A 25,107-nucleotide genomic window follows, 5' to 3' on the forward strand; every position below is an offset into this window, starting at 1 on the left:
GCCTCCACGGTGAACGACAGCCCGCGAAACAGCGTCCTCTCGTCCCGCTCGCAGTACAGATCTCTGGCTTCAAGCATCATCGTCATTGCGCATATTCAGGTTGATATGGCGTATAAACACCGGTCAGGCTTTCCAGGAAGGCGACGATATCGTCAATATCGTTTTGCGGCAGATCGGTGCCAACCTGATAACGCAGCATCAGTTTTACCGCGCCATCCAGCGTCGGTACGTCGCCCCGATGGAAATAAGGTGCCGTTAACGCGACGTTGCGTAAGCCCGGGACTTTTTGCCGTAATTTATCGCGAACCTCTTTGGTGACGTTCATACGACCAATATCCGCTGCGGTAATTTCGCCAAAATTAAAGTCTCGCTTTAATCCCAATGGTTCAAAAGAGCGCCCGCCTAAAATGATACCGCCGTGACAGGTTGCACATTTATTCTCTTTAAATAATTGATAACCGTGTTTCTGTTGCGCGGTCAGCGCATTTTCATCTCCACGTAGCCATTTATCAAAGGCGGAATCCGGCGTTATCAACGTTTTTTCGAATTCGGCGATCGCATCAGTAATATTTTCCCCGGTAAATCCTTGCGGATAAACCGCCTGGAAATCTTTTTTCAGGACAGGATCTTTATCAAGCTTGCTAATAATTTCATCCCAGGATTTAGAAGCCATTTCAATAGGATTTAACGGCGGTCCGCCTGCTTGCTCCTGCAGAGTTGCAGCACGACCATCCCAAAATTGTTCGATATTAAATACGGAGTTGAATACCGTCGGCGCATTTATTGGTCCTACCGCACCGCCAACGCCAATTGAGGTTTTTCTGCCATCGACACCGCCCGCATTTAACGCGTGACAATGCGCACAGGATATTGTGCTGTCGCCGGATAAACGTTCATCATGATAAAGCCGGAAACCTAAGTCGACTTTTTTCGCATCGACGGGAATATTGCGCGGAATAGGCTGAACGGGTTCATTCCGGTGCGCGGGGTCGGTATCGGCGCTGGCATAGTTGCGCTCACGCTGATCGGCTATCCAGTTCAGGATGTCAGTACGCTCTTTATCACTGACGCCCCCCGCCCAGTGCAGCGCGACATAGCGGGTTGGCGGCATAGTCTGATGTTGCATAACCCATTCAATTTTATTCAGTTCGCTTTGCGGCACCGGCGTATCCGCAATCAGGGCGGCCCGTACCGCCTCCAGGTTAAACGATTTGTAGCCAAGCTGGATATCGTAATCCATTAGCTGCTTTGCCACCGGAAAAGAGGAATAAAAAGGTAATTCAGCGGAAGGCGTATGACAATAATCACATCCTTTCTCCCTGAAATAACCCAGTATTTTATTATTTTCACCCACAACCGAGGCCTGCACATCGCTTTTTTTACTGCGCTGTTTGTCGTAATACCATACATACCCGGACAAGCCTAAATAACATAACAGCCCAACGGTGATAACCGTTGTCGCATAGAGGGTAATTTTTTTCATATCACTATCCTTATGGGGTATTGCGGCATGATTAATTAAATTTTATTTTTTTACTCATGAGGCCCGTCAATACTAAATACAAACCCATCATGGATATTGATTGGTATCAATAATTACAATTGGCTAAACCTATAGATATGATAACCCCCGACTATCGTAAGATTTATTTTGCGATGCCCGTCACAGGGTTTATTCAGCCGCAACAATGGATAAATCCTCTTTTCCGTCATCAAAACGAACGATAGCCAACAATAATTGACTTAACGCAGCATAAAAACCATAGGGATCATGCTTAAGGCAATTATTTGTAAATTCCGGAAGCCATTCCAGTAATGACGACAATGTTTTCTGGCGTAATTTATTCATTCTCCGTTGTTGGAACGATTCACCCAATGAAAAATGTAAATGGCTGAGTAATTCCAGATAAATCGCCAGGTGGTCGGTCGGCTCTTTAAAATCGTCGTTGACTTCCATCCCGGCTTCAAGCAATAAATGTTTAATCATGCCGGGTTCCTGCTGCGGGTATTGCGAGGCGTAGGGCAAGGCCGATTTTTTATCCGTCATCAGGAACAATCCGCAAAAATCTGCGGCCAGCTCCAGCTGCGCATCCTGGCGTAGGCTAAGCGCGGCAATTTTTTGTTCGAGTAACGCCACCGACGCCGCCAGCGCAGGCTGACGCTTTAACAGCGCCAGCCAGTCCGCGATTTCCGCGGACTGTAATTGTATTAACCCTTCATCATCCACTTCCCGGAAAAAGAGTAACGCCAGCCATGCATATACGCAGGCGTACTGTTCCTGAGCAAGCGCTGGCTGCTTAATCATGCGGATTCCCCTGCGATGCGGGTACATATTCACACTGCGCGACCATCTCGACCGGACCGTTAAACGCTGTGACGTTATCAATAGGGCCGGTATATTTTTCAATTTCCACCAGCGTCGTATGCGCGCTGGTCGCCTGCGCGAGCTGTGATGTACCGATATCCAGCGTTAATACGTTAGGGTTGCCGTACTTACATAACGCGTTGAGATCGCCGCCTTTATCAGGATCGTACCAGGCGCCTTCATGAATTCGCGCCACGCCCGGCGCATAGCGATCGGAAACTACCGCCCCCGCCAGTACCTGCCCGCGTGCATTGAATACCCGCACGATGTCACCGTTGCGGATCCCGCGTGCGCTGGCATCCTGTGGGTTAATAAAGACCGGCTCCTTGCCGCCAACGGCATATTGCTGACGCAGCGCTTCCGACTCGCACAGTTGGGAATGCAGACGGAAATCAGGGTGGACGGACTGTAAGTGCAACGGCCAGCGCTGCGATCCCGGCCCGCCATGCGAGCGTTCGATTTTTTCGAACCACATGGGATGGCCCTGACAATCGTCGTATTGCATGTCGGCGATCGTTTTGGAGTAAATCTCGATCAAGCCGCTTGGCGTGCCCAACGGCTCCAGGTCCGGATCTTCACGGAAAGCCTGATGGCGCACAAACATCTGCGGATGATCAAACTCGATGTACTCCTGTTGATTCCAGAACACCTCGAAAGTCGGTAAGTGGATACCGCGACCTTTTCCCTGCTGGCTCCCTTCCTGCCAGATGCGTTTCAGCCAGCCCATTTCATCAAGACCTTCCGTGAATGCCGCTTCACGGTTAAAGCGTCGGCAGAGATCGCGGAAAATATCAAAGTCGTTACGCGCTTCAAACTGCGGCGACACCACCTGTTTCATGGCGATAATGCCGCGGTTAGAGTGATTGCCGAACTGATCGAGGTCGTTACGCTCAAATTGGGTGGTAGCCGGCAAAACGATATCCGCAAAGCGGCAGGTCGACGTCCACTGGTTATCAATAGCGATGACCGTTTCCAGCTTGCGCCAGCCTTCAATTATGCGGTTAATTTGTTGGTGTCGGTGGAACGGGTTGGTCCCGGCGAACACGCACATCTTCAGCGGCGGTAATTTAACCGATTTGCCGTTCCAGTTAATGACCTTGCCCGGTTCAAGAATGGCATCCATAAAACGCGCAATAGGAATGGTACTGCTGTAGCCTTTGTAATCCGTGCTGTCGTGTACTGGCGGAACGGTCGTCGAACCGGAAAAGCCGCTTAAAATGATCCCTTTACGGCCAGGCGTCCCGGCGCCGTTGTAGTGCCAGCCAAAACCAAAGCCGCCGCCCGGTAAACCAATCTGTCCCAGCATTGCCGCCAGCACGACGACCATCCATGACCACTGTTCGCCATGCTGCATACGTTGCACGCACCAGCCAGCGATGATTTGCGTTCTGTCGCCCGCCATCTGCCGCGCCAACGCGCGGATGGTGTCGGCGTCAATACCGCACAGTTTTTCCGCCCAGGCGGCATCTTTGGGCTGTCCATCTTTTTCGCCCAGCAAATAGGGGAGGAACTGGTCAAAACCGACGCAGTAGTTATCGAGGAAATTTTTATCGTACAGTTTCTCGCTGTACAGGGTATGCGCCAGCGCCAGTTGTAACGGGACATCCGTCTGCGGGTTAATGGCGATATGTTTGACCTTATCGCGCCCCAGATAATCGTGCGTGGAGGTAACAACCGGGTCGATGCTGATGACCGAGATAGCGCCGCTGGCAACCTTCTCTTTTAATTGTTCATAGTACTGATAGACATCGTGATCCGGGCACCACCAGTTTGCCTGCTGGTTTTTCACCATATCAGAACCCCATAGCACAATCGTTTTACTGTTCTGTAAAACCAGAGGCCATGACGTTTGCTGCTCGTACACTTCCATTGAACCCACCACGCGCGGCAGAATCACCTGCGCCGCGCCGGTCGAATAGTCCCCTCCCGTGCTAACGCTATTGCCATGTAGCGCAATCGCGCGCGCCAGCATCCCGGAGGCATTATGGAACATGCCGGTAGATTGCCAGCCGCTCGCCGTCAGTAACGCGCTCGGCCCGTAGGTTTTTTGCACCCGCTCCAGTTCCTGATAGAACAGATCCAGCGCTTCATCCCAGGAGACGCGCACAAAACGATTATCGCCGCGCTGCGAGGTGTCGCTTTGATGACCTTTGCGCATCCAGTCGACGCGCACCATCGGATAGCGAATACGCGCCGCGTTGTGGACGTGATCGGGCAGACCAGCGATCATTTTGGACGGGTATTTATCCTGTTCAAACGGTTTTGCCGCCACAAATCGACCGTCAACCACCGTGGCGCGAATCGCCCCCCAGTGAGAACCGGTAAGGATACCCTCTTTCGTCGCGGCGCCTGGCGCAACGGCATCCGCCGCGCGGGCGCTACGGGGCGTCAGCAGTGACGGCCCCAGCATTCCTGCCACCGTCAAACCGCCAAGCTGCGCCAGAAAACGTCGACGAGAGACGTGTAGCGTGTCCTTATTTTTCATTGTTTTCTCCCTTATCGCTGTGCGGCGTGTTGGTGGTATCAGACGCATTCATCTGGAGATATTTCAACAAGGTACGTTCTTCACGCTTATCCAGACTGGTGAAACCGATCATGCCGTTGAGCGTGCCGATCCAGCCGTTAGCGTCAAAGTGCGCTTTGTCCGGCGCGCCGTGACACTGATTACAGGTGCCGTTATAGAGGGAGTCGGCATAGGCCCAAATCGGTTTAATGTCATTTACCATGTCGCCTTTTTGCATCCACGCAGTTGCCTGTAATTTGCTCCACTGAGTATTGGTCGCCGCGACGGTGGTCTCTTCCAGCGTTTTCACATGCTGTTGCACATCGCCGCGAATCGAGGCGACAAAAATACGTTTACCGGGCAACTGCGTCAGCACGCGCTGGCGACCGTCCGTCTCCGTCCAGCCTTCGATTTGCACTTGCAGCCAGTCACCGTCCCGTTTAAGGACTTTCACTTCAGAAGCAGGTAACAGCGAACCTGCCGGTTCTTTATCGCCTTTAGCGGCGTAAATCGGCTTGATATCCAGCGAATAGAGCGTATCGCCGTCATTATGCGTACTGGCGCTGGCGCGCAGTTCATCAAACTGTTTGCGGAAACCGCTGCTCATATCCGGTAGCTGGTGGGCAATCCCTTTATGGCAGTCGATGCAGGACTGATTTTCTTTCGCGGCGATTTTCATTTGCCGCGCCGCTTCCGGGTTCTGTTTCGCGTGATCCATCGCATCGTAGTTATGGCAGGAACGACAGGTCGCGGAGTTATTCTCTTTCATGCGCGCCCATTCACGCTCGGCAAGCTCGGCGCGTTTGGCTTCAAATTTTTCCGGGGTATCAATCGAGTGGGCGATAAATGTCTGGTAAAGATCGTTGCTGGCTTCCAGCTTACGTTTCACCATGCCTGGAATATCAGGGGGGATATGGCAATCGTGGCATTCCGCGCGTACGCCGGAAGCGTTCTGGAAATGTACGGACTGTTTATATTCCTGATACACCGGCTGCATACTATGGCAGCTGACGCAAAACTCTGTCGTACTGGTCAGTTTGATACCGACGTGAGGTAACACGATCAGCGCAACGCCGATCACAATCCCGACAATGACCAGCGCCAGTATCGACCAACGGGCGCTTGGCCTGAGTAGCTCTCTCCAGAGTTTTCGCATAATAGCCCCTGTAATTATATGGTTTAATGCGCAGATCTTATTCCGCAAATATGAACAGCGTCACTGGTCAGGATGAACGGGATACGGCAATATATGAACAGATATGAACAGAAAGAGACCGCGCGCAGGATGTCACATCACATTGTTATTGTTGAGGATGAACCTGTTACTCAGGCCAGATTACAGGCCTATTTTGAGCAGGAGGGGTATCGCGTTTCGGTGACCGACAGCGGCGCGGGCCTGCGCGACATCATGGAGCATGAGCACGTTTCGCTGATCCTGCTGGATATCAACCTCCCCGACGAAAACGGGTTGATGCTGACCAGGGCGCTACGCGAACGCTCCACGGTGGGCATTATTCTGGTGACGGGGCGTTGCGACCAAATAGACCGCATCGTCGGGCTGGAGATGGGCGCGGACGACTACGTCACCAAGCCGCTGGAACTGCGCGAGCTGGTAGTGCGGGTGAAAAACCTTTTGTGGCGCATCGATCTGGCCCGCCCCACGCCGCAAAATGCCAGTGAAAACTGCTATATGTTTTCCGGTTACTGCCTGAACGTGATGAATCACACGCTGGAGTACAACGGTGAAGCCATTAAGCTTACGCGCGCGGAGTACGAGCTACTGCTGGCCTTTGTGACCAACCCAGGCAAAGTACTGCATCGCGAACGCCTGCTGCGAATGCTTTCCGCCCGCCGCGTAGAGACCCCGGATCTCCGCACGATTGATGTCCTGGTTCGCCGCTTACGTCATAAAATTACACCGGAACTGCTGGTCACACAGCATGGCGAAGGCTACTTTTTAGCCTCGGAGGTGTATTGATACAGATAGACGGGCCGAAATCCCGGAGGCGATAGCGAACGGCGAACGCGCGCGCTGTCGGCGTTGTTATGCGTCAAAATAAGCACCGGCGGGCTGATATTTTCAGGCACCGGTTGCCCCTGTAAGACCTTAATCGACTGCGTTATCGCTAATTCTCCCTGCCAGGCCATCTGATCGCTGAGCGCCATCAGGATATGGCCGCGTTTTAAACCGCGATAAACCTGATGCGTCAGATAAAATGAGACGATCGTGAGCGGAGTCGTCAAATTTCGCCCTTCGCCCATCGCCGCCTCCGCCGCTATCGCCGACCCGGCGACCACATTGGCGTCCGGATGGCGCTCCAGCATTTCCTGGAGTAAGTTTCGTTGCACTTCAATGTCGTTATCGCCCCAGGCGATATCCACAATGTTGATGGCGCTGCCTTTAATTGCCTGACGAAAACCCGCCACCATCTCCTGACTGCCGCCGGCTTCTTCCGGCCCCGGGAAGAGTAAAACGTTAAGGGCTTTTCCTTTGCTCCACTGCACCAGGAAACGTCCCGGCAGATAACCCATCTGAAACCACGGCAGACCAATGCGGGTTGCGACGCTGGCATCGTGAATCATGTTCACCAGTTCAATAACCGGCACATTACCGGCATACCGTTCCAGTTCCGGGAAACGATCGGTACTGCTGCCAAGCAGAATAGCGTCGGCGCCCCACTCCCGACACTGCATCATTTGCTGTTGTTGCGTCGCCAGTTGCCGATAGCCATTCGCTTCCAGCACTTTTAAATCAACGCCATACAATTTGGCCGCTTTTTGCATCCCGTAGTTGACGGACAACCAGTAAGAATCTTTCAGGCTGGGGTATAATGCGCACAGTTTCCAGGGTTTACTCGCATTGACTGACGTTTGCCGCCAGGGAATCGCCCGATCGGCGCGCGTCCAGTGTAGCAGTCCGGTTTCGGCTGACGCCGTTTCTACATTCGAGACGATGATTATCAAAAAAAAGAACGAAATAAGCGCGCGCATGATAGCCCCACCAGCAATAAGGTTTTATCCTAATGGTTTTTCCGGCGGCAACTCAACCCATTTCACCCGCGGCGCATAAATGTCAACGCCTTCACTGACCCGCAGATTATGGCTGGCCTTCGCCCTGATGGCGGCACTCACCCTGCTCAGCACCGTGATCGGCTGGATAAGCCTGCGCGTCATTAGTCAGGTGGAGCAAACCAATACGCAAGCGCTGCTCCCCACGATGAATATGGCCAGGCAGTTAAGCGAAGCCAGCGCTTACGAGCTCTTCTCCGCGCAAAATCTGACCAATGCCGACAGTGAGGGCGTTTGGCTGGCGCAGGGGAAGATGCTGAAAGCGCAAAGCCTTAAAATTAACCATCTTTTGCAGGCATTAAGCGAGCAGGGATTTAATACCTCGGCCATCGCCCGGCAAGAAAAAGAGATTGCGCAAACGCTTGGGCAACAGGGAACGCTGGTCGGTGAAATTCTCACGCTGCGCGCACAGCAACAGCAGTTAAGCCGCCAGATTGCGGAGGCGGCGGAAAGCATTGCCGCCCAGGCTCACGGCCAGGCCAATAATGCCGCGACATCTGCGGGCGCCACCCAGGCCGGTATTTACGATCTTATCGAAAGCGGTAAAGGGGACCAGGCTGAACGCGCGCTTGACCGATTGATTGATATCGACCTTGAGTATGTGAATCAGATGAATGAGTTGCGGGTCAATGCCCTGCGGTTTAAGCAGCTCATTGTGACCTTAAAAGACGCGCAAGGGCTGAGCGATGCCGAGGACACCGATGAAAAACTTAATCAGTTGGTTAAAATTTTATCCCGCCGCCAGCAGCGTATAGAAGATCCTACCGTTCGCGCCCAAATCGCCGACGCGCTGGAGAAAATAAACCAGTACACCACACTGGTTACCCTGTTTCGTAAGGAAAACGCCATCCGCGACCAGCTTCAAACGCTTATGGCCAATAACCTCTTTCAGTTTACCCGCTTCAGTACGGAAGTGTCGCAGTTGGTGAACGCCATCGAAAAACGAAACGAGGCTGGGTTAGCGCGTCTTACACACGCCAGTCAGCGTGGGCAAATAGGGTTAGTGATCTTAGGTATCCTGGCGCTGTGCTCATTAAGTTTTATTCTTTGGCGAGTGGTTTACCGTTCCGTATCCCGCCCGCTGGCGCAACAAACGCAGGCCTTACAGCGGTTACTGGAGGGCGATATTGATTCGCCGTTTCCGGAGGCGGCTGGCGTCAGCGAACTGGATACCATCAGCCGTCTGATGGAAGCGTTTCGCGCCAACGTGCGCAAATTAAACCGCCATCGTGAGGATTTGGCGGAACAGGTGCGATCGCAAACGGCGGAGCTTCATGCGCTGGTGCTGGAACACCGGCAGGCGCGCGCCGAAGCGGAAAAGGCCAACGAGGCGAAATCGACGTTCCTTGCCGCCATGAGCCATGAAATTCGCACGCCGCTTTACGGCATTCTCGGTACGGTACAATTGCTGGCCGATAAACCGCTCATGGCAAACTACCGCGACGACTTACAGGCCATTAATGATTCAGGCGAATCGCTACTGGCGATTCTTAACGATATTCTGGATTACTCGGCGATTGAAGTAGGCGGCACCAACGTTTCTATTAGCGAGGAGCCGTTTGAACCGCGACAATTGTTGAATAGCGCGCTGCATTTAATGCACAGCCGCGTGCAGGTGGCGCTCATCGCCGACTTTAGCGAGCAACTCCCCTCCACGCTACAAGGCGATCCGCGCCGGATACGTCAAATTGTGATTAATCTTTTAAGTAATGCGGCGAAATTTACCGATCGCGGCAGCATAGTGCTGCGCACGTTTTGCGACGATCAGAGCTGGTTTATTGAGGTTGAAGATACCGGATGCGGTATCCCTGAAGCGAAGCTGACGGCTATTTTCAAACCGTTTGTGCAGGCGACAGGACGCCGGGGCGGGACGGGCCTGGGGCTGGCTATCAGCGCCAGCCTGGCAGAGGCAATGGGCGGGACGCTAACCGTCACCAGTACGCTTCATGTTGGCAGTTGTTTTCGTTTACAACTGCCGGTTCGCCACCCCAAACCCGCAAGCAAAAATGCGTTCAGGGAACCGATAAATCTTAACGGACTACGCCTGTTGCTGATTGAAGATAATATGCTGACGCAGCGTATTACCGCTGAAATGCTCATGGGCAAAGGGGTGAAGGTCTCAGTAGCTGAAAGCGCGAATGACGCGCTACGCTGTTTAGCCGAAGGCGAGTCCTTTGATGTGGCGCTGGTGGATTTTGATTTACCGGATTATGACGGCTTAACCCTGGCGCAGCAGTTGATGAGTCAGTATCCCGCCATGAAACGCATTGGTTTTAGCGCGCATGTGATAGACGATAATCTTCGTCAGCGTACCGCCGGTCTTTTTTGCGGGATTATTCAAAAGCCCGTTCCCCGCGAGGAGCTTTACCGTATGATAGCGCACTATTTACAGGGCAAATCTCACAACGCGCGGGCGATGCTGAATGAACATCAGCTTGCCGGCGATATGGCGTCTGTCGGCCCGGAAAAACTCCGGCAATGGGTCGCGTTATTCAAAGACAGCGCGCTGCCTTTAGTCGAGGAGATCGAGGCGGCGCGCGCCATGAATGACGACGTTAACATTAAGCGGCTGGCGCATAAATTAAAAAGCGGCTGCGCCAGCCTGGGGATGACGCAGGCAACCGAAGCCTGTCGGGAGCTGGAATTGCAACCGCTTAGCGATATAGATATTAAAACTATCGTGACGCAGGGAGTGACGGCGCTCGACGCATGGATAGCCGGTCATCCTTCGCCATAATAGCTTCCGGCTCGCCACGGCCAACTTATCCGACGCGTTTCACATCGCCCACTAACAGGATGTAAGACAGCGCACCCAGCAGGGCCACAACGGAGATATAGACCAGCGCCGGAGCAAAACCGTAGCTTTGCGCCAGATAACCAATCACTAACGGTACGCTAATCCCGCCCAACCCACCGATAAAGTTAAACATACCGCCGGTAAGGCCAATCAACCGCATCGGCGCAAGGGAAGAAATTAACGACCAGGTAATGGACGCAAATCCATTGCCGAAGAAAGCTATCGCCATCAACGCCATAATCCACAACGGATCGTTAGTGTAGTTAGCGCCCATAATGCACGTGGAGATGAGCAAACCGCAAATAATCGGCGTTTTGCGCGCCACGCCCAGCGAGAAGCCTTTTTTCACCAGTTTATCCGCCAGCCAACCGGAGAGCAGTACGCCAAAAAAGGCAGCCAGGAACGGTACGGTCGTCATAAAGCCCGCTTTTAGCGCGGTAATGCCTTTTTCCTGGGTCAGATAATTAGGGAACCAGGTCAGAAAGAACCATAGCGTAGAGTTTACGGCGAACTGACCGAGGTAGACGCCCACCAGCTTACGATGGAACACCAGTTTCCAGTCGGCTTTCGTCAACGGCTGGCGGGCCTCTTTTTTCGCTGGCGCATCGCCATCCACCAGACCGCCGCCATCGCGAATATACTCCAGCTCCGCCTGGCTAAGGCTTTTCGTCAAACGCGGCGGTTGATAAACCTTAAACCAGACCAATGACCAGATAATCCCGATACCGCCGGTGACGATAAAGACCCAGTGCCAGCTCAGCATTTCCTGAATCCAGATCAGCAGCGGCGTAAGGAATGCCAGTCCGACGAACTGTCCGGAGGTGTAGAACCCGACTGCGGATGCGCGCTCATGCTCCGGAAACCAGCTAGTGACCATCCGGTTATTTGCCGGAAAGGCCGGCGCCTCGAAAATCCCGGTAATAGCGCGCAGGCCGATAAGCGACAATAGTCCCGTCGCAAACCCCTGCAATAGCGTCGCGACTGACCAGCCGAAGATAGCGATAAAATAGGTCAGCCGGGACCCAATACGGTCGAGAAACCAGCCGCCAGGGATCTGGCATAACGTATAGAGCCAGGCAAAAGCGGAGAAGACATAGCCCATTTCCGCTTTGGTAATGCCGAATTCTTTTTGAATATGCATGGAAGCCACGGCAAGGTTGGCGCGATCGACGTAGCAAATCACCACGGTAATAAAGATCATCACCAACGTCAGATAGCGGCGACGCCCCGGCTGTGCAGCTGTAACTGAAATATCCATCGTCATCTGTCTCCAGATTCTGGGCATAGCGAGGCCGCTCACCATGCCCTGTAAATTACAGAGGGTGTGTTTTTATATTTAAATTGGGTTGCCCGGAGGGCGACGTTTGTTGAGCCTACAGCGTGGCGATCACCACTCAGCTACCGATCCGTCAGCGTGCCGCCACAACGGATTACGCCAGTCCGGCGCGCTTTTGCTAAGTTCAATCACCCTGGCCTCGTCAATGTCTACGCCAAGACCCGGTTTGGTTAAGGGTTTAAAGAAGCCGCCGTCCATGCTGAAGTCTTCTTTGTTTTTCACAAAGTCGAGCAGTTCCGCGCCCTTGTTATAGTGAATGCCCATGCTCTGCTCCTGGAATACCGCGTTGCGCGAAACAAAATCGATATGCAGGCAGGCAGCCAGGGCGATTGGACCCAGCGGGCAATGCGGTGCCAGCGCCACGTCATATGCTTCCGCCATTCCGGCGATTTTATAGCATTCGGTAATGCCGCCCGCGTGGGATAAATCCGGCTGTAGAATCGCCAGCCCGCCCGCGTCCAGCACGCGTTTAAATTCAAAACGCGAGAACATACGCTCGCCTGCGGCAATCGGAATATGCGTTTGCGCCGCCAGGCGCGGATAATATTCCGCCTGTTCCGCCAGCACCGGCTCTTCAATAAACAGCGGACGATAGGGTTCCAGTTCTTTAATCAGCACCTTCGCCATCGGCGCGCTAACGCGACCGTGGAAATCGAGCCCAAACTCAATTTCACTGCCGAAAGCTTCGCGGATTTGCGCCACGGTATTGACCGCCGCATCCACCGCACGGGAGTTATCAATCACGCCCATCTCTTCACAGCCGTTCAGCTTGAAGGTGTCAAAACCAATACCGCGCAATTTTTCAATACCGTCAATGACGTCTGCCGGACGATCGCCACCCACCCAGCTATAGGCCTTGATTTTGTCGCGCACCAGGCCGCCCATGAGCTGCCAGACCGGCGCATTCAACACCTTGCCTTTGATATCCCACAATGCCTGGTCAATACCGGCGATGGCGCTCATCATAATCGGGCCGCCGCGATAAAAACCGGCCCGGTACATTACCTGCCACAGGTCGTTGATACGCGCCGGATCTTTCCCTATCAGGTAGTCGGCAAACTCATGTACTGCCGCCTCTACAGTACGTGCCCGACCTTCAATGACCGGCTCTCCCCAGCCAACCACGCCTTCATCCGTTTCGATTTTCAGGAACATCCAACGTGGAGGTAAACGGTACGTGGTGATGTGAGTTATTTTCATTTCACTGCCTCTCGATACGCATTAACAAATGCCGCAGCCTGCTGCGCGGTGCGTTCAACGGATTGCCCGGCGCGATAGAGATCGCTACCCAGTCCCGCGCCCACACAGCCGGCTTTAATCCATTGCGCCAGGTTTTCCGGCGTCACACCGCCGACGGCAAATAGCGGAACATCCGGCGGAAGTACCGCTTTCAGCGCGCTGATGTAGCCCGGACCAAACGCCGACGACGGGAAAATTTTTAACGCCTGTGCGCCTGCATCCAGCGCAGAAAAGGCTTCCGTTGCCGTGGCGCAGCCCGGACACACGGTCATGCCATAGCTCACCGCCCGGCGGATCACCTCCGGTTGGATATTCGGCGTGACGATCAGCTTGCAGCCCATCCCGGCAAGCTGGTCTACCTGTTCCGGTTTCAGTACGGTACCAGCGCCAATAAGCGCCCTGCCGCCATACGCCTTCACCACGGAAGAAATGCTTTTTTCCCACTGTGGGGAGTTAAGCGGAATTTCTATAGCGTCAAATCCCGCATCCACCACCGCGCCAACGTGCGCCAGGGCATCATCGGGCGTAATACCGCGTAAGATAGCGATGAGAGGGAGATTAGTTTGCCACTGCATGAGCGATGCTCCTTATTCCAGCCTGAAATGCCATATCGCCATCCACGGTTGAAACATCACGCCCAATAGCACGAAACGCCTGTTGGTAACGTGAGATCAGCGCGGGTCCAGCGACGAGAGTGATAGCCTGTTGCGCCGCGAAGGATTCGCTCATGCTGGCGACTTCCGCGCCAATCAACAGGCCGGAGAGGAAGTCGCTGACCTGCTCACGCGCAAGATGTCCCAACACGTGCGAGGCGCGAACCTCAAAAAGAGAAGGCAGGACGGCAGGAGAATTAAGACCGCGCTCCAGCCCCGCGGCATAGGCGTCGCCAGAAGCTTCCTGTTCCGGCAAACCAGCCCCGACCAGCGAGTGACGCAGCAACAAGTGATGGAGTTCGCCTGTCATCACAGTACGAAAATCATGAATTTGTTGCGTATCAGTCTGTACCCATTTGCAATGCGTGCCGGGCATGACATAGACAGAAGAAGGAGAAAGTTCGCGGGCGCCAAGCAGTTGCGTCTCTTCGCCGCGCATCACGTTGTGGTTATCCTCGCGTGAGACACACAATCCGGGGATGATCCAGATGTTGTCGCCAACGGCGGTTAACTGTTCGCCAATAGCGGAGAACAGGGCGGGAACCGGCAGATAAGGCGCATTTTGCCAGCCTACGTTACTGCCGATCATGCCCGCCATTACCACGGGGGTGGCGCTGTCGCGCCAGTGTGTTGTGACTTCTGCTAACACCGCGTCAGGAGATTTACCGTTCAGGCGTGTAACGCCTGCTTCTGATTGCCTGCTCTCCAGGCATTTGTCGCCCTGGTAAAGCCAGGCGCGCAGATTGGTCGATCCCCAGTCAATTGCGATGTAGCGAGCTGTCATGTGATTTCCTTTAACCTTCGTGTCGAGCTGGCGATCATGGTTAATGCCGCCTGCTCTGCCGCATCGCCATCCTGATGCCGTATCGCATCGAATAGCGCCTTATGTTCCTGGAGCGTTTTCGGCATATTGGCCGCATCGCCCATCCAGGTCCGTTCAAATACCGCTCGCTGTAGCGAGCTGATCGCTACATTTAACTGTTGCAGTACCGGGTTATGCACCGACTGCAACACTGCTTCGTGATAGCGAATATCCGCCTCGTTAAACGCTTCCCGGTCCTGGTTGTTGGCAATCATGTCGTTTAGCGCCGACTCAATTTCAGCCAGATCGCTTGATGTTGCCCGTTCCGCCGCCCAGCGTGCTATTGCTGGCTCCACCAGGTTTCGTATTTCGCTCATCGCGCTGATAAGCCTCGGGTCGTAGTCGTTTTCCAGCACCCATTGCAGCACGTCGGTATCGAGATAATTCCACTGGTTACGCGGTGCGATAAACGCGCCGCGATAGCGCTTCATTTCAATTAGCCGCTTCGCCATAAGCGAACGAAACACTTCGCGAATGATGTTGCGAGACGTTTCAAACTCCTCGCACAGATCCGCTTCCGCTGGCAGCGCCGAACCGGGTACGTATTTACCGCTGACAATCTGTTTGCCCAGCGTGATAACGATGCGATCGGTTTTATTGAGAGTCATAGAGAGTCCTTGTGCTCGATGTGAACTCTCTTACTTTACCGCGATAGCTGAATTACGCCGCAATTTTGTAGTACTAGCGTGATATCAACCGTCGTTATCATGTCATTAATGTAGTACAACACAATTATGTTGTACTACAATTTAGATCACAAAAACGACAATTGGTTATGGGAACGTTATAAGACGTAAACGAAAGACATAAAAAAACCCGCAGCAAGTGCGGGTCGTTAAGCGCGTATTTGCCCGATGGCGACTATGCCTTATCGGGCGGGGAAATGGCCGGATGAGTGATCGGGGTTCAGCACAAATTTTTCAATCGCCCAGGCAACACCATCTTCAAGGTTCGATTTAGTCACAAAGTTAGCCACCTCTTTGACCGACGGAATGGCGTTGTCCATTGCCACGCCCATACCGGCGTATTCGATCATCGCAATGTCGTTTTCCTGATCGCCAATCGCCATCACCTCCTCTGGCTTAATACCCAGCGCCTCGGCCAGTGATTTTACGCCAGTGCCTTTATTAACCCGTTTATCGAGGATTTCAAGGAAGTACGGCGCACTTTTCAGCACGGTGTACTTTTCCTTCACCTCTGCCGGTATACGCGCAATCGCCCGGTCGAGAACGGCAGGCTCATCGATCATCATAACTTTCAGGAACTGGGTGTTCGGGTCCATCTTCTCCGCTTCACAAAATACCAGCGGAATGGTCGCCACATACGACTCATGCACCGTGTAGTAGCTGATATCGCGGTTAGCGGTATAAAGCGTATTTCGGTCTAATGCGTGGAAGTGAGAACCCACCTCACGGGACAGTTTTTCCAGGTAACGGTAGTCATCATAGCTGAGCGCCGTTTGCGCAACCGTACTGCCGTCCCCTGCTTTCTGCACCAGCGCCCCGTTATAGGTGATGCAATAATCACCGGGCTGTTCCATGTGAAGTTCTTTCAGGTAACTGTGCACACCCGCATACGGACGGCCTGTGGTCAGCACCACGTTTACCCCTTTTTCACGCGCAGCGGCAATCGCGTTTTTAACCGCCGGAGAAATGGTGTGATCGGGCAGCAGAAGGGTGCCATCCATGTCGATAGCAATAAGTTTGATAGCCATGAAATCCCCGCATTAAATGAGTCCTGACTCATGCTAACGCGATTCCGCTCAAAAAACAGTAAAGAATCCAAGAGAAAGGGGGATAAGATTCACAAACGGGATTCCCCTTTTCAGGCCGTATTCTCCCATCCTGATGTATTAGATAACCTCATTAATCAAACAGAAAATACCGTTTTTCTAAAAGAATGTGTATTGCTACTTTGGACATCATCACTTAGAGCCTAATGGGATTGGCTCTTAATCAGTAAAAATCAACAAAAACTTATATTTTAAAATAACCTTATCCGATGAGAAGGAGATCGCTAATGTCGATGGCCCTTACCGCCCCCCCAACCAGGAAAAGATTTTTAATCGTTGCCTGTCTGTTTATTGGAATATTTATTGCTTATCTCGATCGCGTTAATGTTTCGGTATTAGCCGCGAATGAACCCTTCTTAGCCTATATGGGTATTGAAGGTATGCCATTGCAAATCGGCATGATGATGACCGTCTTTCTGGCCGCTTATGGTATCGCTAACGTTGTATTATCACCGCTTGGCGATTATCTCGGCCCCAGAAAAGCAATGATGCTTTGTATTCTGATCTGGACTATCGCTTTAATGATTGGCGGCGTAGCAACATCATTCGCTCTAATTATTATTTGCCGTATATTACTGGGCGTTGGGGAGGGTTTTTATTATCCGCTGCAAAGCGTATTTATTAAAAACTGGTTCCCGAAGCAGGAGCGCGGCAGAGCAAACGCGGCGTGGATCGTCGGCCAGTCGGTGGCACCCGCCATTGCGATGCCTTTTTTCACCTGGTGGATAGGCACCCACGGCTGGCGCTCCAACTTCTTTTTATGCGCCGCTCTTGGGTTAATCCCACTCTGGCTACTTTGGCGATATGTTGCTGATAAACCAGAACAACATAAAAGTATCAGCGAGCAGGAACTGGCTTATATCAAAGCCGGGCAGGAAACGGAAAGCGCAGGCAACAGCGAAAGTTTTATGTTGCGGGTCAAACCGGTGATCACCAACTATTGCTACTGGTTGCTGGTGCTGTGGTACCTGTGCCTGCAATGCCTGTACTGGGGGATGATTACCTGGCTGCCGACCTATCTTAAATCAGCCAGGGGATTTAGCTGGGCGGAAATGGGCTGGCTGGCGTCGCTTCCCTTTGTCCTGTCAATATTTTCTAAAGCCGCTGCGGGGATCTTCGTCGATAAAATAGGACGCAGCGCCCCCATATTAATGGTATTAATGTTTTTCGCTGGCGTCAGTATCTATTTCGGTACCATAACCGAACATAAATATATGTCAGCGGTACTCCTCTCCTTTGCTGTTGCTTTCTGTACGATGGGTACGCCCGTTGCCTGGACGTTATTACAGGGAATGATACCCGGAAAATCTATTTCCGCCGCCAGCGGCGTAATGAACGGCGTCGCCAATGGACTCTCTTCATTATCTCCCGTATTTATCGGCTTATTTATTTCTATCACTGGAACTTATACCGGCGGCTTACTATGCCTGGTTTTTATCAGCGCTATCGCCGTGGTATCGGCATTAATCTTAACGATTAAAAAATATTAATTACGAGGAGTAAATGATGAAAATTACCAGCGTTGATATTATTGATGTGGCGAACGATTTTGCGTCCGCCACCAGCAAATGGCGTCCGGTGGTGGTAAAAATTAATACCGACGAGGGCATTTCCGGTTTTGGCGAAGTCGGGCTGGCTTACGGCGTCGGCGCCTCTGCGGGCATCGGCATGGCAAAAGATTTAGCCGCCATTATCATCGGCATGGACCCGATGAATAACGAAGCTATCTGGGAAAAGATGCTCAAAAAAACCTTCTGGGGGCAGGGCGGCGGCGGCATTTTTTCCGCGGCGATGAGCGGCATCGATATCGCGCTGTGGGATATCAAAGGCAAAGCGTGGGGCGTGCCGCTGTATAAAATGCTTGGCGGCAAAAGCCGCGAGAAAATAAGAACCTACGCCAGTCAGCTACAGTTTGGTTGGGGGGACGGCAGCGATAAAGATATGCTGACCGAGCCGGAGCAGTATGCACAGGCGGCGCTGACCGCCGTCAGCGAAGGCTATGACGCAATAAAAGTGGATACCGTCGCAATGGATCGCCACGGCAACTGGAACCAGCAAAACCTCAACGGGCCTCTCACCGATAAAATCCTGCGTCTGGGCTACGACCGTATGGCCGCCATTCGTGATGCGGTCGGCCCGGACGTGGATATCATCGCCGAAATGCACGCCTTTACGGATACTACATCCGCAATTCAGTTTGGTCGCATGATAGAAGAACTGGGTATTTTCTACTACGAAGAACCAGTCATGCCGTTAAACCCCGGACAAATGAAACAAGTAGCTGATAAAGTTAATATTCCACTGGCGGCTGGCGAACGCATTTACTGGCGCTGGGGATACCGTCCTTTCCTGGAAAACGGCAGCCTGAGCGTGATTCAGCCCGATATCTGCACCTGCGGCGGCATTACCGAAGTGAAGAAAATCTGCGATATGGCGCACGTTTACGACAAAACGGTGCAAATCCACGTTTGCGGCGGGCCGATTTCCACAGCGGTGGCGCTGCATATGGAAACCGCAATCCCCAACTTCGTCATCCACGAACTGCACCGGTATGCGCTGCTGGAACCGAATACACAGACCTGTAAATACAACTATCTACCCAAGAACGGCATGTACGAAGTCCCGGAGCTTCCTGGTATCGGCCAGGAGCTGACCGAGGAAACCATGAAAAAATCACCAACCATCACCGTAAAATAAGCCAACTGTCTGCCTGCGCCGCAGGCAGACCCCCTGTATTTGCGAGTCGTATCAACACGACCTTATCCAGCCTGAGATAAAATCCTCTCTGTAAAGGGGTAACACAGGTGGCAAATGAATTTAACTATCCGGCAATTTCGCGCGTTTCTGGCCGTCGCGGATTTGCGTAGTTTTACCGCCGCCAGCAAATATCTGTGCATCACGCAGGGCGCCGTTAGCGGTTTAATCAACGAAATGGAAAGCCAGATGGAGGTTTCCCTTTTCGACCGCACTTCGCGCGTGGTGAAGCTGTCGCCCGACGGCGAAAAGTTTTTACCCGCCGCCATGCGGGTTGTTGAAGAGTTTCAACGGGCCGAAAATTATGCCCGCGACCTGAAAGAGATCAAAAAATCCCTGGTGCGGGTTGTTGGCGCACCATTAATAGCCTGTGCCTTTTTGCCGAAAATTATCCATGCCTTTAAGCGGCAGCACCCGCATACCCATGTACAGCTTATTGATAAGCCCATGTCGCAATTACAAAAAAGCATTATGTTGGGAGAAGCCGATTTTGGTATCGGCCCGGAGCGGCCGCTGGAACCGGAAATCGACAAACAAACGCTGTTCACAACGGAAATCGCCCTGTACTGCCATCCGGACTATCGGCTGCATAAAAAAACGGTTCGCTGGGAAGAGATTCAAAGCGAAGAGCTGATCGCCGTTGGCAACGAATCCATTCCGATGATCTCCGCGACCGCTGGTGTGCGCATTAAGCCCAAAATGACGGTGGAGCATATGGCGACCGCCATGTCGCTGGCGGCGCAGTGTGAAGGCGTGGTGATCGCCGGAACCTTTTCCCGCCATTACGCCAAAAGCTACCAATTAGCGACCTGTTCGCTCACGCCTCCGCTGCGGCGCAATATGAACCTTTATTTCCATGCGTGGCGCGCACAAACGCCCGCCACTCAGCGCTTTAGAGATTTTTTATTCAGCTATGTCGATGAACATCATGATGCCCCGGCCAACCAGCGGTAGGCCGGGGATTAAGGCAGGTTAAATATCGATATTCGCTGCTTTCAGGGCGTTCTCTTCGATAAAGGCACGACGCGGCTCAACGGCATCACCCATCAGCGTGGTGAACAGCTGGTCGGCAGCAATCGCATCTTTAACGGTCACGCGCAGCATACGGCGGCTTTCCGGGTCCATGGTGGTTTCCCACAGCTGATCCGGGTTCATTTCACCCAGACCTTTATAACGCTGGATAGCCAGACCGCGACGTGATTCTTTCACCAGCCACTCCAGCGCCTGCTCGAAGCTGGTTACCGGCTGGCGACGCTCGCCGCGTTCAATAAACGCATCCTCTTCAATCAGACCGCGCAGCTTCTCGCCCAGCGTGCAGATACGACGATATTCCGCGCCGGTCACAAACTCGTGATCCAACGGATAATCGGTATCCACGCCATGCGTACGCACGCGAACAATCGGCTCGAACAGATTCTGTTCCGTATTAGTATGAACATCGAACTTCCACTGACTGCCGTGCTGCTCTTTCTCATTCAGCTCGGTAATCAGCGCATTCACCCAGCGCGTTACAGTCTGCTCATCAGAAAGATCGGCTTCGGTCAGAGTTGGCTGATACACCAGCTCTTTGAGCAGCGCTTTCGGGAAGCGACGCTCCATACGACCAATCATTTTCTGCGTGGCGTTATATTCAGAGACCAGTTTTTCTAACGCTTCGCCGGATAGCGCCGGCGCATGAGCGTTCGCGTGCAGAGTCGCACCGTCAAGCGCGATGGAAATCTGGTACTGATCCATCGCTTCATCGTCTTTAATGTACTGTTCCTGCTTGCCTTTCTTCACTTTGTACAGCGGCGGCTGGGCAATGTAAACGTGGCCGCGCTCGACGATTTCCGGCATCTGACGATAGAAGAAGGTCAACAGCAGCGTACGGATGTGCGAGCCGTCGACGTCCGCATCGGTCATGATGATGATGCTGTGATAGCGCAGCTTGTCCGGGTTGTACTCGTCGCGACCGATACCGCAGCCCAGCGCGGTGATCAGCGTCGCCACTTCCTGAGAGGAGAGCATCTTGTCGAAGCGCGCTTTCTCGACGTTGAGGATTTTACCTTTCAGCGGCAGAATCGCCTGGTTCTTGCGGTTACGCCCCTGCTTCGCAGAGCCGCCCGCGGAGTCCCCTTCCACCAGGTACAGTTCGGACAGCGCCGGGTCGCGTTCCTGGCAGTCCGCCAGTTTGCCCGGCAGACCGGCTAAATCCAGCGCGCCTTTACGACGGGTCATTTCACGGGCGCGACGCGCCGCTTCACGCGCACGCGCGGCGTCGATAATTTTGCCGACGACGATTTTCGCGTCAGATGGGTTTTCCAGCAGGTATTCGCTCAGCAGTTCGTTCATCTGCTGTTCTACCGCCGATTTCACCTCGGAAGAGACCAGCTTATCTTTGGTCTGTGAGGAGAATTTCGGGTCCGGTACTTTTACGGAAACCACCGCAATCAGACCTTCACGGGCATCATCGCCGGTAGCGCTGACTTTAGCTTTTTTGCTGTAACCTTCTTTGTCCATATAGGCGTTCAGCGTACGGGTCATCGCCGCACGGAAGCCTGCCAGGTGGGTACCGCCGTCGCGCTGCGGAATGTTGTTGGTAAAGCAGTAGATGTTTTCCTGGAAACCGTCGTTCCACTGCAGCGCTACTTCCACGCCGATACCGTCTTTTTCGGTGGAGAAGTAGAAGATATTCGGGTGGATCGGCGTTTTATTCTTGTTCAGATATTCAACAAACGCCTTGATGCCGCCTTCGTAGTGGAAATGATCTTCTTTGCCATCGCGCTTGTCGCGCAGACGGATGGAGACGCCTGAGTTCAGGAATGACAGTTCACGCAGGCGTTTCGCCAGGATCTCATATTCAAATTCAGTGACGTTGGTGAAGGTTTCGTGGCTCGGCCAGAAACGTACCATCGTACCGGTTTTATCGGTATCGCCAGTGACGGCCAGGGGTGCCTGCGGCACGCCGTGCTCGTAGATCTGACGGTGAATTTTGCCATCTCGCTGGATAACCAGTTCCAGTTTTTGCGACAGAGCGTTGACTACCGAGACGCCCACGCCGTGCAGACCACCGGAGACTTTATAGGAGTTATCGTCAAATTTACCGCCCGCGTGCAGAACGGTCATGATCACTTCCGCCGCCGAGACGCCTTCTTCCGGGTGAATCCCGGTCGGAATGCCACGGCCATCATCCGTTACGGACACGGAGTTATCGGCGTGAATAGTCACGACGATATCTTTACAGTGACCTGCGAGCGCTTCGTCGATAGCGTTATCTACCACCTCGAATACCATGTGGTGCAGACCGGTGCCGTCATCCGTGTCGCCGATATACATACCCGGGCGCTTACGCACCGCATCCAGCCCTTTCAGGACTTTGATACTGGAGGAGTCATAAGAATTCGACATCAACGTTTCTCGCTCATTTAATCTTGGGTTAATCCGTTATTTTACCCTTTTCCACGGTAAACATCTTCGAATTTTCATCCGACATGTCTATAACGTGTTCAGCGCTAATTGCGCTGACAAAGACCTGCGATTGCGTGGCTTTTAAGCGGCTGGCCAGCAGTCCGCGACGCGCATCGTCAAGTTCAGAGGCAAAATCATCTATCAGGTACAGGCAGCGCCGCCCGCTTTCGCGGGTGAGGAACTCGCCCTGCGCCAGACGTAAGGCGCACATCAATAACTTTAGCTGCCCGCGCGACAGGGTATCTTCCACCGGCGCGCCGTCAGCGCGAATGCGAAAGTCCGCTTTATGCGGCCCGTGCGCGGTGTAGGTCAACATACGGTCACGCTCAAAGCTTCGCTCCAGCACGTCCGCATAGTCTGTCTCTTTCTCCCAGCCGCGCTGGAAAGAGAACGTCAGGGAAAATTCAGGTAAAAACTGCTGACAGGTATCCGCCATGTCCTGTGCGATAGCGATGCTGTACTCCGCCCGCCAGGTACTAATTTGTTCCGCCAACGGGATCAGCTCTTTATCCCACGGGCGCAATTGCTCATAACGACTCACCTGGCGCAGCGCAGCATTACGCTGTTTCAGCAATCGTTTCAGGTTACTCCAGGCGGTGAAGAATCCGGCTTCGTTGTGAAAGCATCCCCAGTCAAGGAACGCTCTTCTGTATTTGGGGCCGCCGTTGAGTAAAGTAAACCCCTCCGGCGTAATCAACTGCATCGGCATTAAATGCGCCAGCTCCGCGATCTTGTGACCGTCGGTACCGTCGATACGGACTTTGCTGTCGCCCTGCTTATCTTTGGTTAAGCCAATCGACGTCTCACGCTCTTCGCCCTGTAATCGCCCGTGGAGAACAAACGCTTCCTGCTCATGACGAATCACGCGGCCAGGCTGCAAACTGCGAAACGCCCGACCGTGGCCAAGCGTATAGATAGCTTCCAGCACGCTGGTTTTGCCGCTACCGTTGGCGCCAACCAGGAAGTTAAAGCCGGGGGATAAAGCGAGATCCGCATTTTCTATGTTGCGGAAGTCTTTGATTAAAAGGCGCGTCAGTGACATATATTAGTACATTCGTCCAGGGGCGTGTGTGTCGCAGCCAGTTCGTCTACCGCCAGCGCGCAGAAAGCGGAGCGTACACGAAGTACGTGAGCATTTCGAGCACTGCCGGGAGGCGAAATGGCAAGTAAACCAGCCCCTTTTCAGATTCTACAGCCTCATTGGCATAACAACGTAGGCAGCACTCTGTGACGCCGCATCCTCAATCTGTACGCTGGATACGGAATCCGTCAGCATAATGCGCACGGTTTCGCACTTCAGCGCATTGAGCACGTCCAGCACATAACTGACGTTAAAGCCGATTTCCATCTCCGTCCCGCCGTAGCTCACGTCCAGAATCTCTTCCGCTTCTTCCTGTTCCGGGTTATTGGCGGTGATTTTGAGCTGATTCTCACTGACGTACAGACGCACGCCGCGGAATTTCTCATTCGAGAGGATTGCCGCCCGGGCAAACGCCTGCTTGAGGATATCGCAGCCCGCTTCCAGATGCTTATCCGGATTCTTTGGCAGAACGCGACGGTAGTCCGGGAAGCGACCATCCACCAGCTTCGAGGTAAAGATAAAGTCGCCGACGTGCGCGCGGATATTATTACTGCCGATCTGCACGCGCAGCGGGTTTTCGCCGCCGTCGAGCATACGCATCAGTTCAATCACGCCTTTACGCGGCACAATCACCGAGTGGCTGGGTAAGGACGCTTCCAGCGGCATTGAGCACACCGCCAGACGGTGGCCGTCGGTCGCGACAGTGCGCAGTTCGCTACCTTCCGTTTCAAACAGCATACCGTTTAAGTAGTAGCGCACATCCTGATGGGCCATCGAAAACTGGGTCGCTTCAATCAGGCGCTTCATCGTGGCCTGCGGCAGCGTAAATTCAACTTCGCTTTGCCAGTCGTCAAGATTCGGGAAATCGGCGGCAGGCAGTGTAGACAGCGAGAAGCGGCTACGGCCAGAACGCACCAGCATCCGATCGCCTTCCAACTGAACGGCAATCTCCGCGCCCTCCGGCAGGCCGCGGCAGATATCAAAGAATTTCCGCGCCGGCACGGTAGTGGCGCCCGGCTCATGCGGCTGAGAAAGCGTAACGCGCGCGACCATCTCCATTTCAAGATCGGTGCCGGTCAGAGAAAGCGTACCGTCCGCTACCTGGAGGAGCAGGTTACCGAGAATCGGCAGCGTAGGACGACCGCCCAGCGGGCCGCTGACCTGCTGAAGCGGTTTTAATAAATGTTCACGTTCAACGGTAAATTTCAT

Annotated in this window: 19 protein-coding genes and 1 pseudogene; 5 read left to right on the top strand and 15 right to left on the bottom strand. The window is 53.4% G+C overall.

What is annotated here, in order from left to right:
- The 5 genes and pseudogenes from ACLJQD_RS21685 to torC all read right to left on the bottom strand — a co-directional run.
- Positions 1–77: pseudogene (locus ACLJQD_RS21685) on the bottom strand (heme ABC transporter ATP-binding protein CcmA); the annotation flags it as partial.
- Positions 78–82: 5 nt separating this feature from the next.
- Positions 83–1,483, bottom strand: a complete 1,401-nt coding sequence (locus tag ACLJQD_RS21690; protein ID WP_000724476.1) for a cytochrome-c peroxidase — start codon at positions 1,481–1,483, stop codon at positions 83–85.
- A 189-nt stretch (positions 1,484–1,672) separates the two neighbouring features.
- A complete protein-coding gene (gene torD / locus ACLJQD_RS21695) occupies positions 1,673–2,305 on the bottom strand; it encodes a molecular chaperone TorD (RefSeq protein WP_000595421.1) in 633 nt (210 codons plus the stop codon).
- Entirely contained in the window at positions 2,298–4,850 is a 2,553-nt protein-coding gene (gene torA, locus ACLJQD_RS21700) for a trimethylamine-N-oxide reductase TorA (protein WP_017442050.1), read from the bottom strand. Before torA ends, torD begins: the two co-directional genes overlap by 8 nt.
- Positions 4,840–6,024 carry a pentaheme c-type cytochrome TorC gene (gene torC / locus ACLJQD_RS21705; protein WP_017442051.1) on the bottom strand — a complete coding sequence of 395 codons (1,185 nt, stop codon included), beginning with the start codon at positions 6,022–6,024 and terminating at the stop codon, positions 4,840–4,842. Before torC ends, torA begins: the two co-directional genes overlap by 11 nt.
- 129 nt (positions 6,025–6,153) lie before the next feature.
- Here torC and torR point away from each other — a divergent pair, with 129 nt between their 5' ends.
- A complete protein-coding gene (torR, locus tag ACLJQD_RS21710) occupies positions 6,154–6,846 on the top strand; it encodes a two-component system response regulator TorR (RefSeq protein ID WP_001747553.1) in 693 nt (230 codons plus the stop codon).
- Here torR and torT read toward each other — a convergent pair.
- Positions 6,819–7,859, bottom strand: a complete 1,041-nt coding sequence (gene torT / locus ACLJQD_RS21715) for a TMAO reductase system periplasmic protein TorT (protein ID WP_017442052.1) — start codon at positions 7,857–7,859, stop codon at positions 6,819–6,821. The two genes, torR and torT, sit on opposite strands and share 28 nt — an antisense overlap.
- Positions 7,860–7,938: 79 nt before the next feature.
- On the opposite strand from torT, the gene torS reads away from it, so the two are divergent.
- Entirely contained in the window at positions 7,939–10,674 is a 2,736-nt protein-coding gene (gene torS / locus ACLJQD_RS21720) for a TMAO reductase system sensor histidine kinase/response regulator TorS (RefSeq protein WP_017442053.1), read from the top strand.
- Between the two features lie 25 nt (positions 10,675–10,699).
- On the opposite strand, the gene ACLJQD_RS21725 is transcribed toward torS, so the two are convergent.
- The 6 genes from ACLJQD_RS21725 to yidA form a co-directional block, all read right to left on the bottom strand.
- Positions 10,700–12,037, bottom strand: coding sequence for an MFS transporter (locus ACLJQD_RS21725; protein WP_000253524.1), 1,338 nt, complete (start codon positions 12,035–12,037; stop codon positions 10,700–10,702).
- A gap of 84 nt (positions 12,038–12,121) precedes the next feature.
- Positions 12,122–13,270: a galactonate dehydratase gene (gene dgoD / locus ACLJQD_RS21730; protein WP_000704735.1), complete on the bottom strand. Its 1,149-nt coding sequence runs from the start codon at positions 13,268–13,270 to the stop codon at positions 12,122–12,124.
- Positions 13,267–13,884, bottom strand: a complete 618-nt coding sequence (locus tag ACLJQD_RS21735) for a 2-dehydro-3-deoxy-6-phosphogalactonate aldolase (RefSeq protein WP_001198742.1) — start codon at positions 13,882–13,884, stop codon at positions 13,267–13,269. The genes dgoD and ACLJQD_RS21735 overlap by 4 nt, the downstream gene beginning before the upstream one ends.
- Positions 13,868–14,746, bottom strand: coding sequence for a 2-dehydro-3-deoxygalactonokinase (locus ACLJQD_RS21740; RefSeq protein WP_000127129.1), 879 nt, complete (start codon positions 14,744–14,746; stop codon positions 13,868–13,870). The genes ACLJQD_RS21735 and ACLJQD_RS21740 overlap by 17 nt, the downstream gene beginning before the upstream one ends.
- Positions 14,743–15,432 (bottom strand): D-galactonate utilization transcriptional regulator DgoR, encoded by a 690-nt coding sequence (gene dgoR / locus ACLJQD_RS21745; RefSeq protein WP_000174317.1) that lies wholly within the window; start codon positions 15,430–15,432, stop codon positions 14,743–14,745. The genes ACLJQD_RS21740 and dgoR overlap by 4 nt, the downstream gene beginning before the upstream one ends.
- Positions 15,433–15,692: 260 nt before the next feature.
- Complete coding sequence (gene yidA / locus ACLJQD_RS21750; RefSeq protein ID WP_000985570.1) at positions 15,693–16,538, bottom strand: sugar-phosphatase; 846 nt, start codon at positions 16,536–16,538, stop codon at positions 15,693–15,695.
- A gap of 305 nt (positions 16,539–16,843) precedes the next feature.
- Between yidA and ACLJQD_RS21755 the strand changes: the two genes are divergently transcribed.
- From ACLJQD_RS21755 to ACLJQD_RS21765, 3 genes are all read left to right on the top strand, one after another.
- Entirely contained in the window at positions 16,844–18,106 is a 1,263-nt protein-coding gene (locus tag ACLJQD_RS21755) for an MFS transporter (RefSeq protein ID WP_017442054.1), read from the top strand.
- Between the two features lie 13 nt (positions 18,107–18,119).
- A complete protein-coding gene (locus ACLJQD_RS21760) occupies positions 18,120–19,313 on the top strand; it encodes a mandelate racemase/muconate lactonizing enzyme family protein (protein ID WP_000975837.1) in 1,194 nt (397 codons plus the stop codon).
- A 114-nt stretch (positions 19,314–19,427) separates the two neighbouring features.
- Positions 19,428–20,324, top strand: coding sequence for a LysR family transcriptional regulator (locus tag ACLJQD_RS21765; protein ID WP_017442055.1), 897 nt, complete (start codon positions 19,428–19,430; stop codon positions 20,322–20,324).
- 18 nt (positions 20,325–20,342) lie between these two features.
- On the opposite strand, the gene gyrB is transcribed toward ACLJQD_RS21765, so the two are convergent.
- The 3 genes from gyrB to dnaN form a co-directional block, all read right to left on the bottom strand.
- Positions 20,343–22,757: a DNA topoisomerase (ATP-hydrolyzing) subunit B gene (gyrB, locus tag ACLJQD_RS21770; protein ID WP_000072047.1), complete on the bottom strand. Its 2,415-nt coding sequence runs from the start codon at positions 22,755–22,757 to the stop codon at positions 20,343–20,345.
- A 28-nt stretch (positions 22,758–22,785) separates the two neighbouring features.
- The gene (gene recF, locus ACLJQD_RS21775) at positions 22,786–23,859 is read right to left on the bottom strand and encodes a DNA replication/repair protein RecF (protein WP_000060079.1); all 1,074 of its coding nucleotides are present in this window, start codon (positions 23,857–23,859) and stop codon (positions 22,786–22,788) included.
- A gap of 147 nt (positions 23,860–24,006) precedes the next feature.
- Positions 24,007–25,107: a DNA polymerase III subunit beta gene (gene dnaN / locus ACLJQD_RS21780; RefSeq protein WP_000673474.1), complete on the bottom strand. Its 1,101-nt coding sequence runs from the start codon at positions 25,105–25,107 to the stop codon at positions 24,007–24,009.

The sequence above is a fragment of the Salmonella sp. SAL04214 genome, assembly GCF_046550615.1.
Classification (GTDB): domain Bacteria; phylum Pseudomonadota; class Gammaproteobacteria; order Enterobacterales; family Enterobacteriaceae; genus Salmonella; species Salmonella enterica.

Excerpts from the sequence above, each read along its gene's own strand:
- ACLJQD_RS21690 (WP_000724476.1), bottom strand. The coding sequence starts at position 1,483 with ATGAAAAAAATTACCCTCTATGCGACAACGGTTATCACCGTTGGGCTG.
- torD (WP_000595421.1), bottom strand. The coding sequence starts at position 2,305 with ATGATTAAGCAGCCAGCGCTTGCTCAGGAACAGTACGCCTGCGTATAT.
- torA (WP_017442050.1), bottom strand. The coding sequence starts at position 4,850 with ATGAAAAATAAGGACACGCTACACGTCTCTCGTCGACGTTTTCTGGCG.
- torC (WP_017442051.1), bottom strand. The coding sequence starts at position 6,024 with ATGCGAAAACTCTGGAGAGAGCTACTCAGGCCAAGCGCCCGTTGGTCG.
- torR (WP_001747553.1), top strand. The coding sequence starts at position 6,154 with ATGTCACATCACATTGTTATTGTTGAGGATGAACCTGTTACTCAGGCC.
- torT (WP_017442052.1), bottom strand. The coding sequence starts at position 7,859 with ATGCGCGCGCTTATTTCGTTCTTTTTTTTGATAATCATCGTCTCGAAT.
- torS (WP_017442053.1), top strand. The coding sequence starts at position 7,939 with ATGTCAACGCCTTCACTGACCCGCAGATTATGGCTGGCCTTCGCCCTG.
- ACLJQD_RS21725 (WP_000253524.1), bottom strand. The coding sequence starts at position 12,037 with ATGGTGAGCGGCCTCGCTATGCCCAGAATCTGGAGACAGATGACGATG.
- dgoD (WP_000704735.1), bottom strand. The coding sequence starts at position 13,270 with ATGAAAATAACTCACATCACCACGTACCGTTTACCTCCACGTTGGATG.
- ACLJQD_RS21735 (WP_001198742.1), bottom strand. The coding sequence starts at position 13,884 with ATGCAGTGGCAAACTAATCTCCCTCTCATCGCTATCTTACGCGGTATT.
- ACLJQD_RS21740 (WP_000127129.1), bottom strand. The coding sequence starts at position 14,746 with ATGACAGCTCGCTACATCGCAATTGACTGGGGATCGACCAATCTGCGC.
- dgoR (WP_000174317.1), bottom strand. The coding sequence starts at position 15,432 with ATGACTCTCAATAAAACCGATCGCATCGTTATCACGCTGGGCAAACAG.
- yidA (WP_000985570.1), bottom strand. The coding sequence starts at position 16,538 with ATGGCTATCAAACTTATTGCTATCGACATGGATGGCACCCTTCTGCTG.
- ACLJQD_RS21755 (WP_017442054.1), top strand. The coding sequence starts at position 16,844 with ATGTCGATGGCCCTTACCGCCCCCCCAACCAGGAAAAGATTTTTAATC.
- ACLJQD_RS21760 (WP_000975837.1), top strand. The coding sequence starts at position 18,120 with ATGATGAAAATTACCAGCGTTGATATTATTGATGTGGCGAACGATTTT.
- ACLJQD_RS21765 (WP_017442055.1), top strand. The coding sequence starts at position 19,428 with ATGAATTTAACTATCCGGCAATTTCGCGCGTTTCTGGCCGTCGCGGAT.
- gyrB (WP_000072047.1), bottom strand. The coding sequence starts at position 22,757 with ATGTCGAATTCTTATGACTCCTCCAGTATCAAAGTCCTGAAAGGGCTG.
- recF (WP_000060079.1), bottom strand. The coding sequence starts at position 23,859 with ATGTCACTGACGCGCCTTTTAATCAAAGACTTCCGCAACATAGAAAAT.
- dnaN (WP_000673474.1), bottom strand. The coding sequence starts at position 25,107 with ATGAAATTTACCGTTGAACGTGAACATTTATTAAAACCGCTTCAGCAG.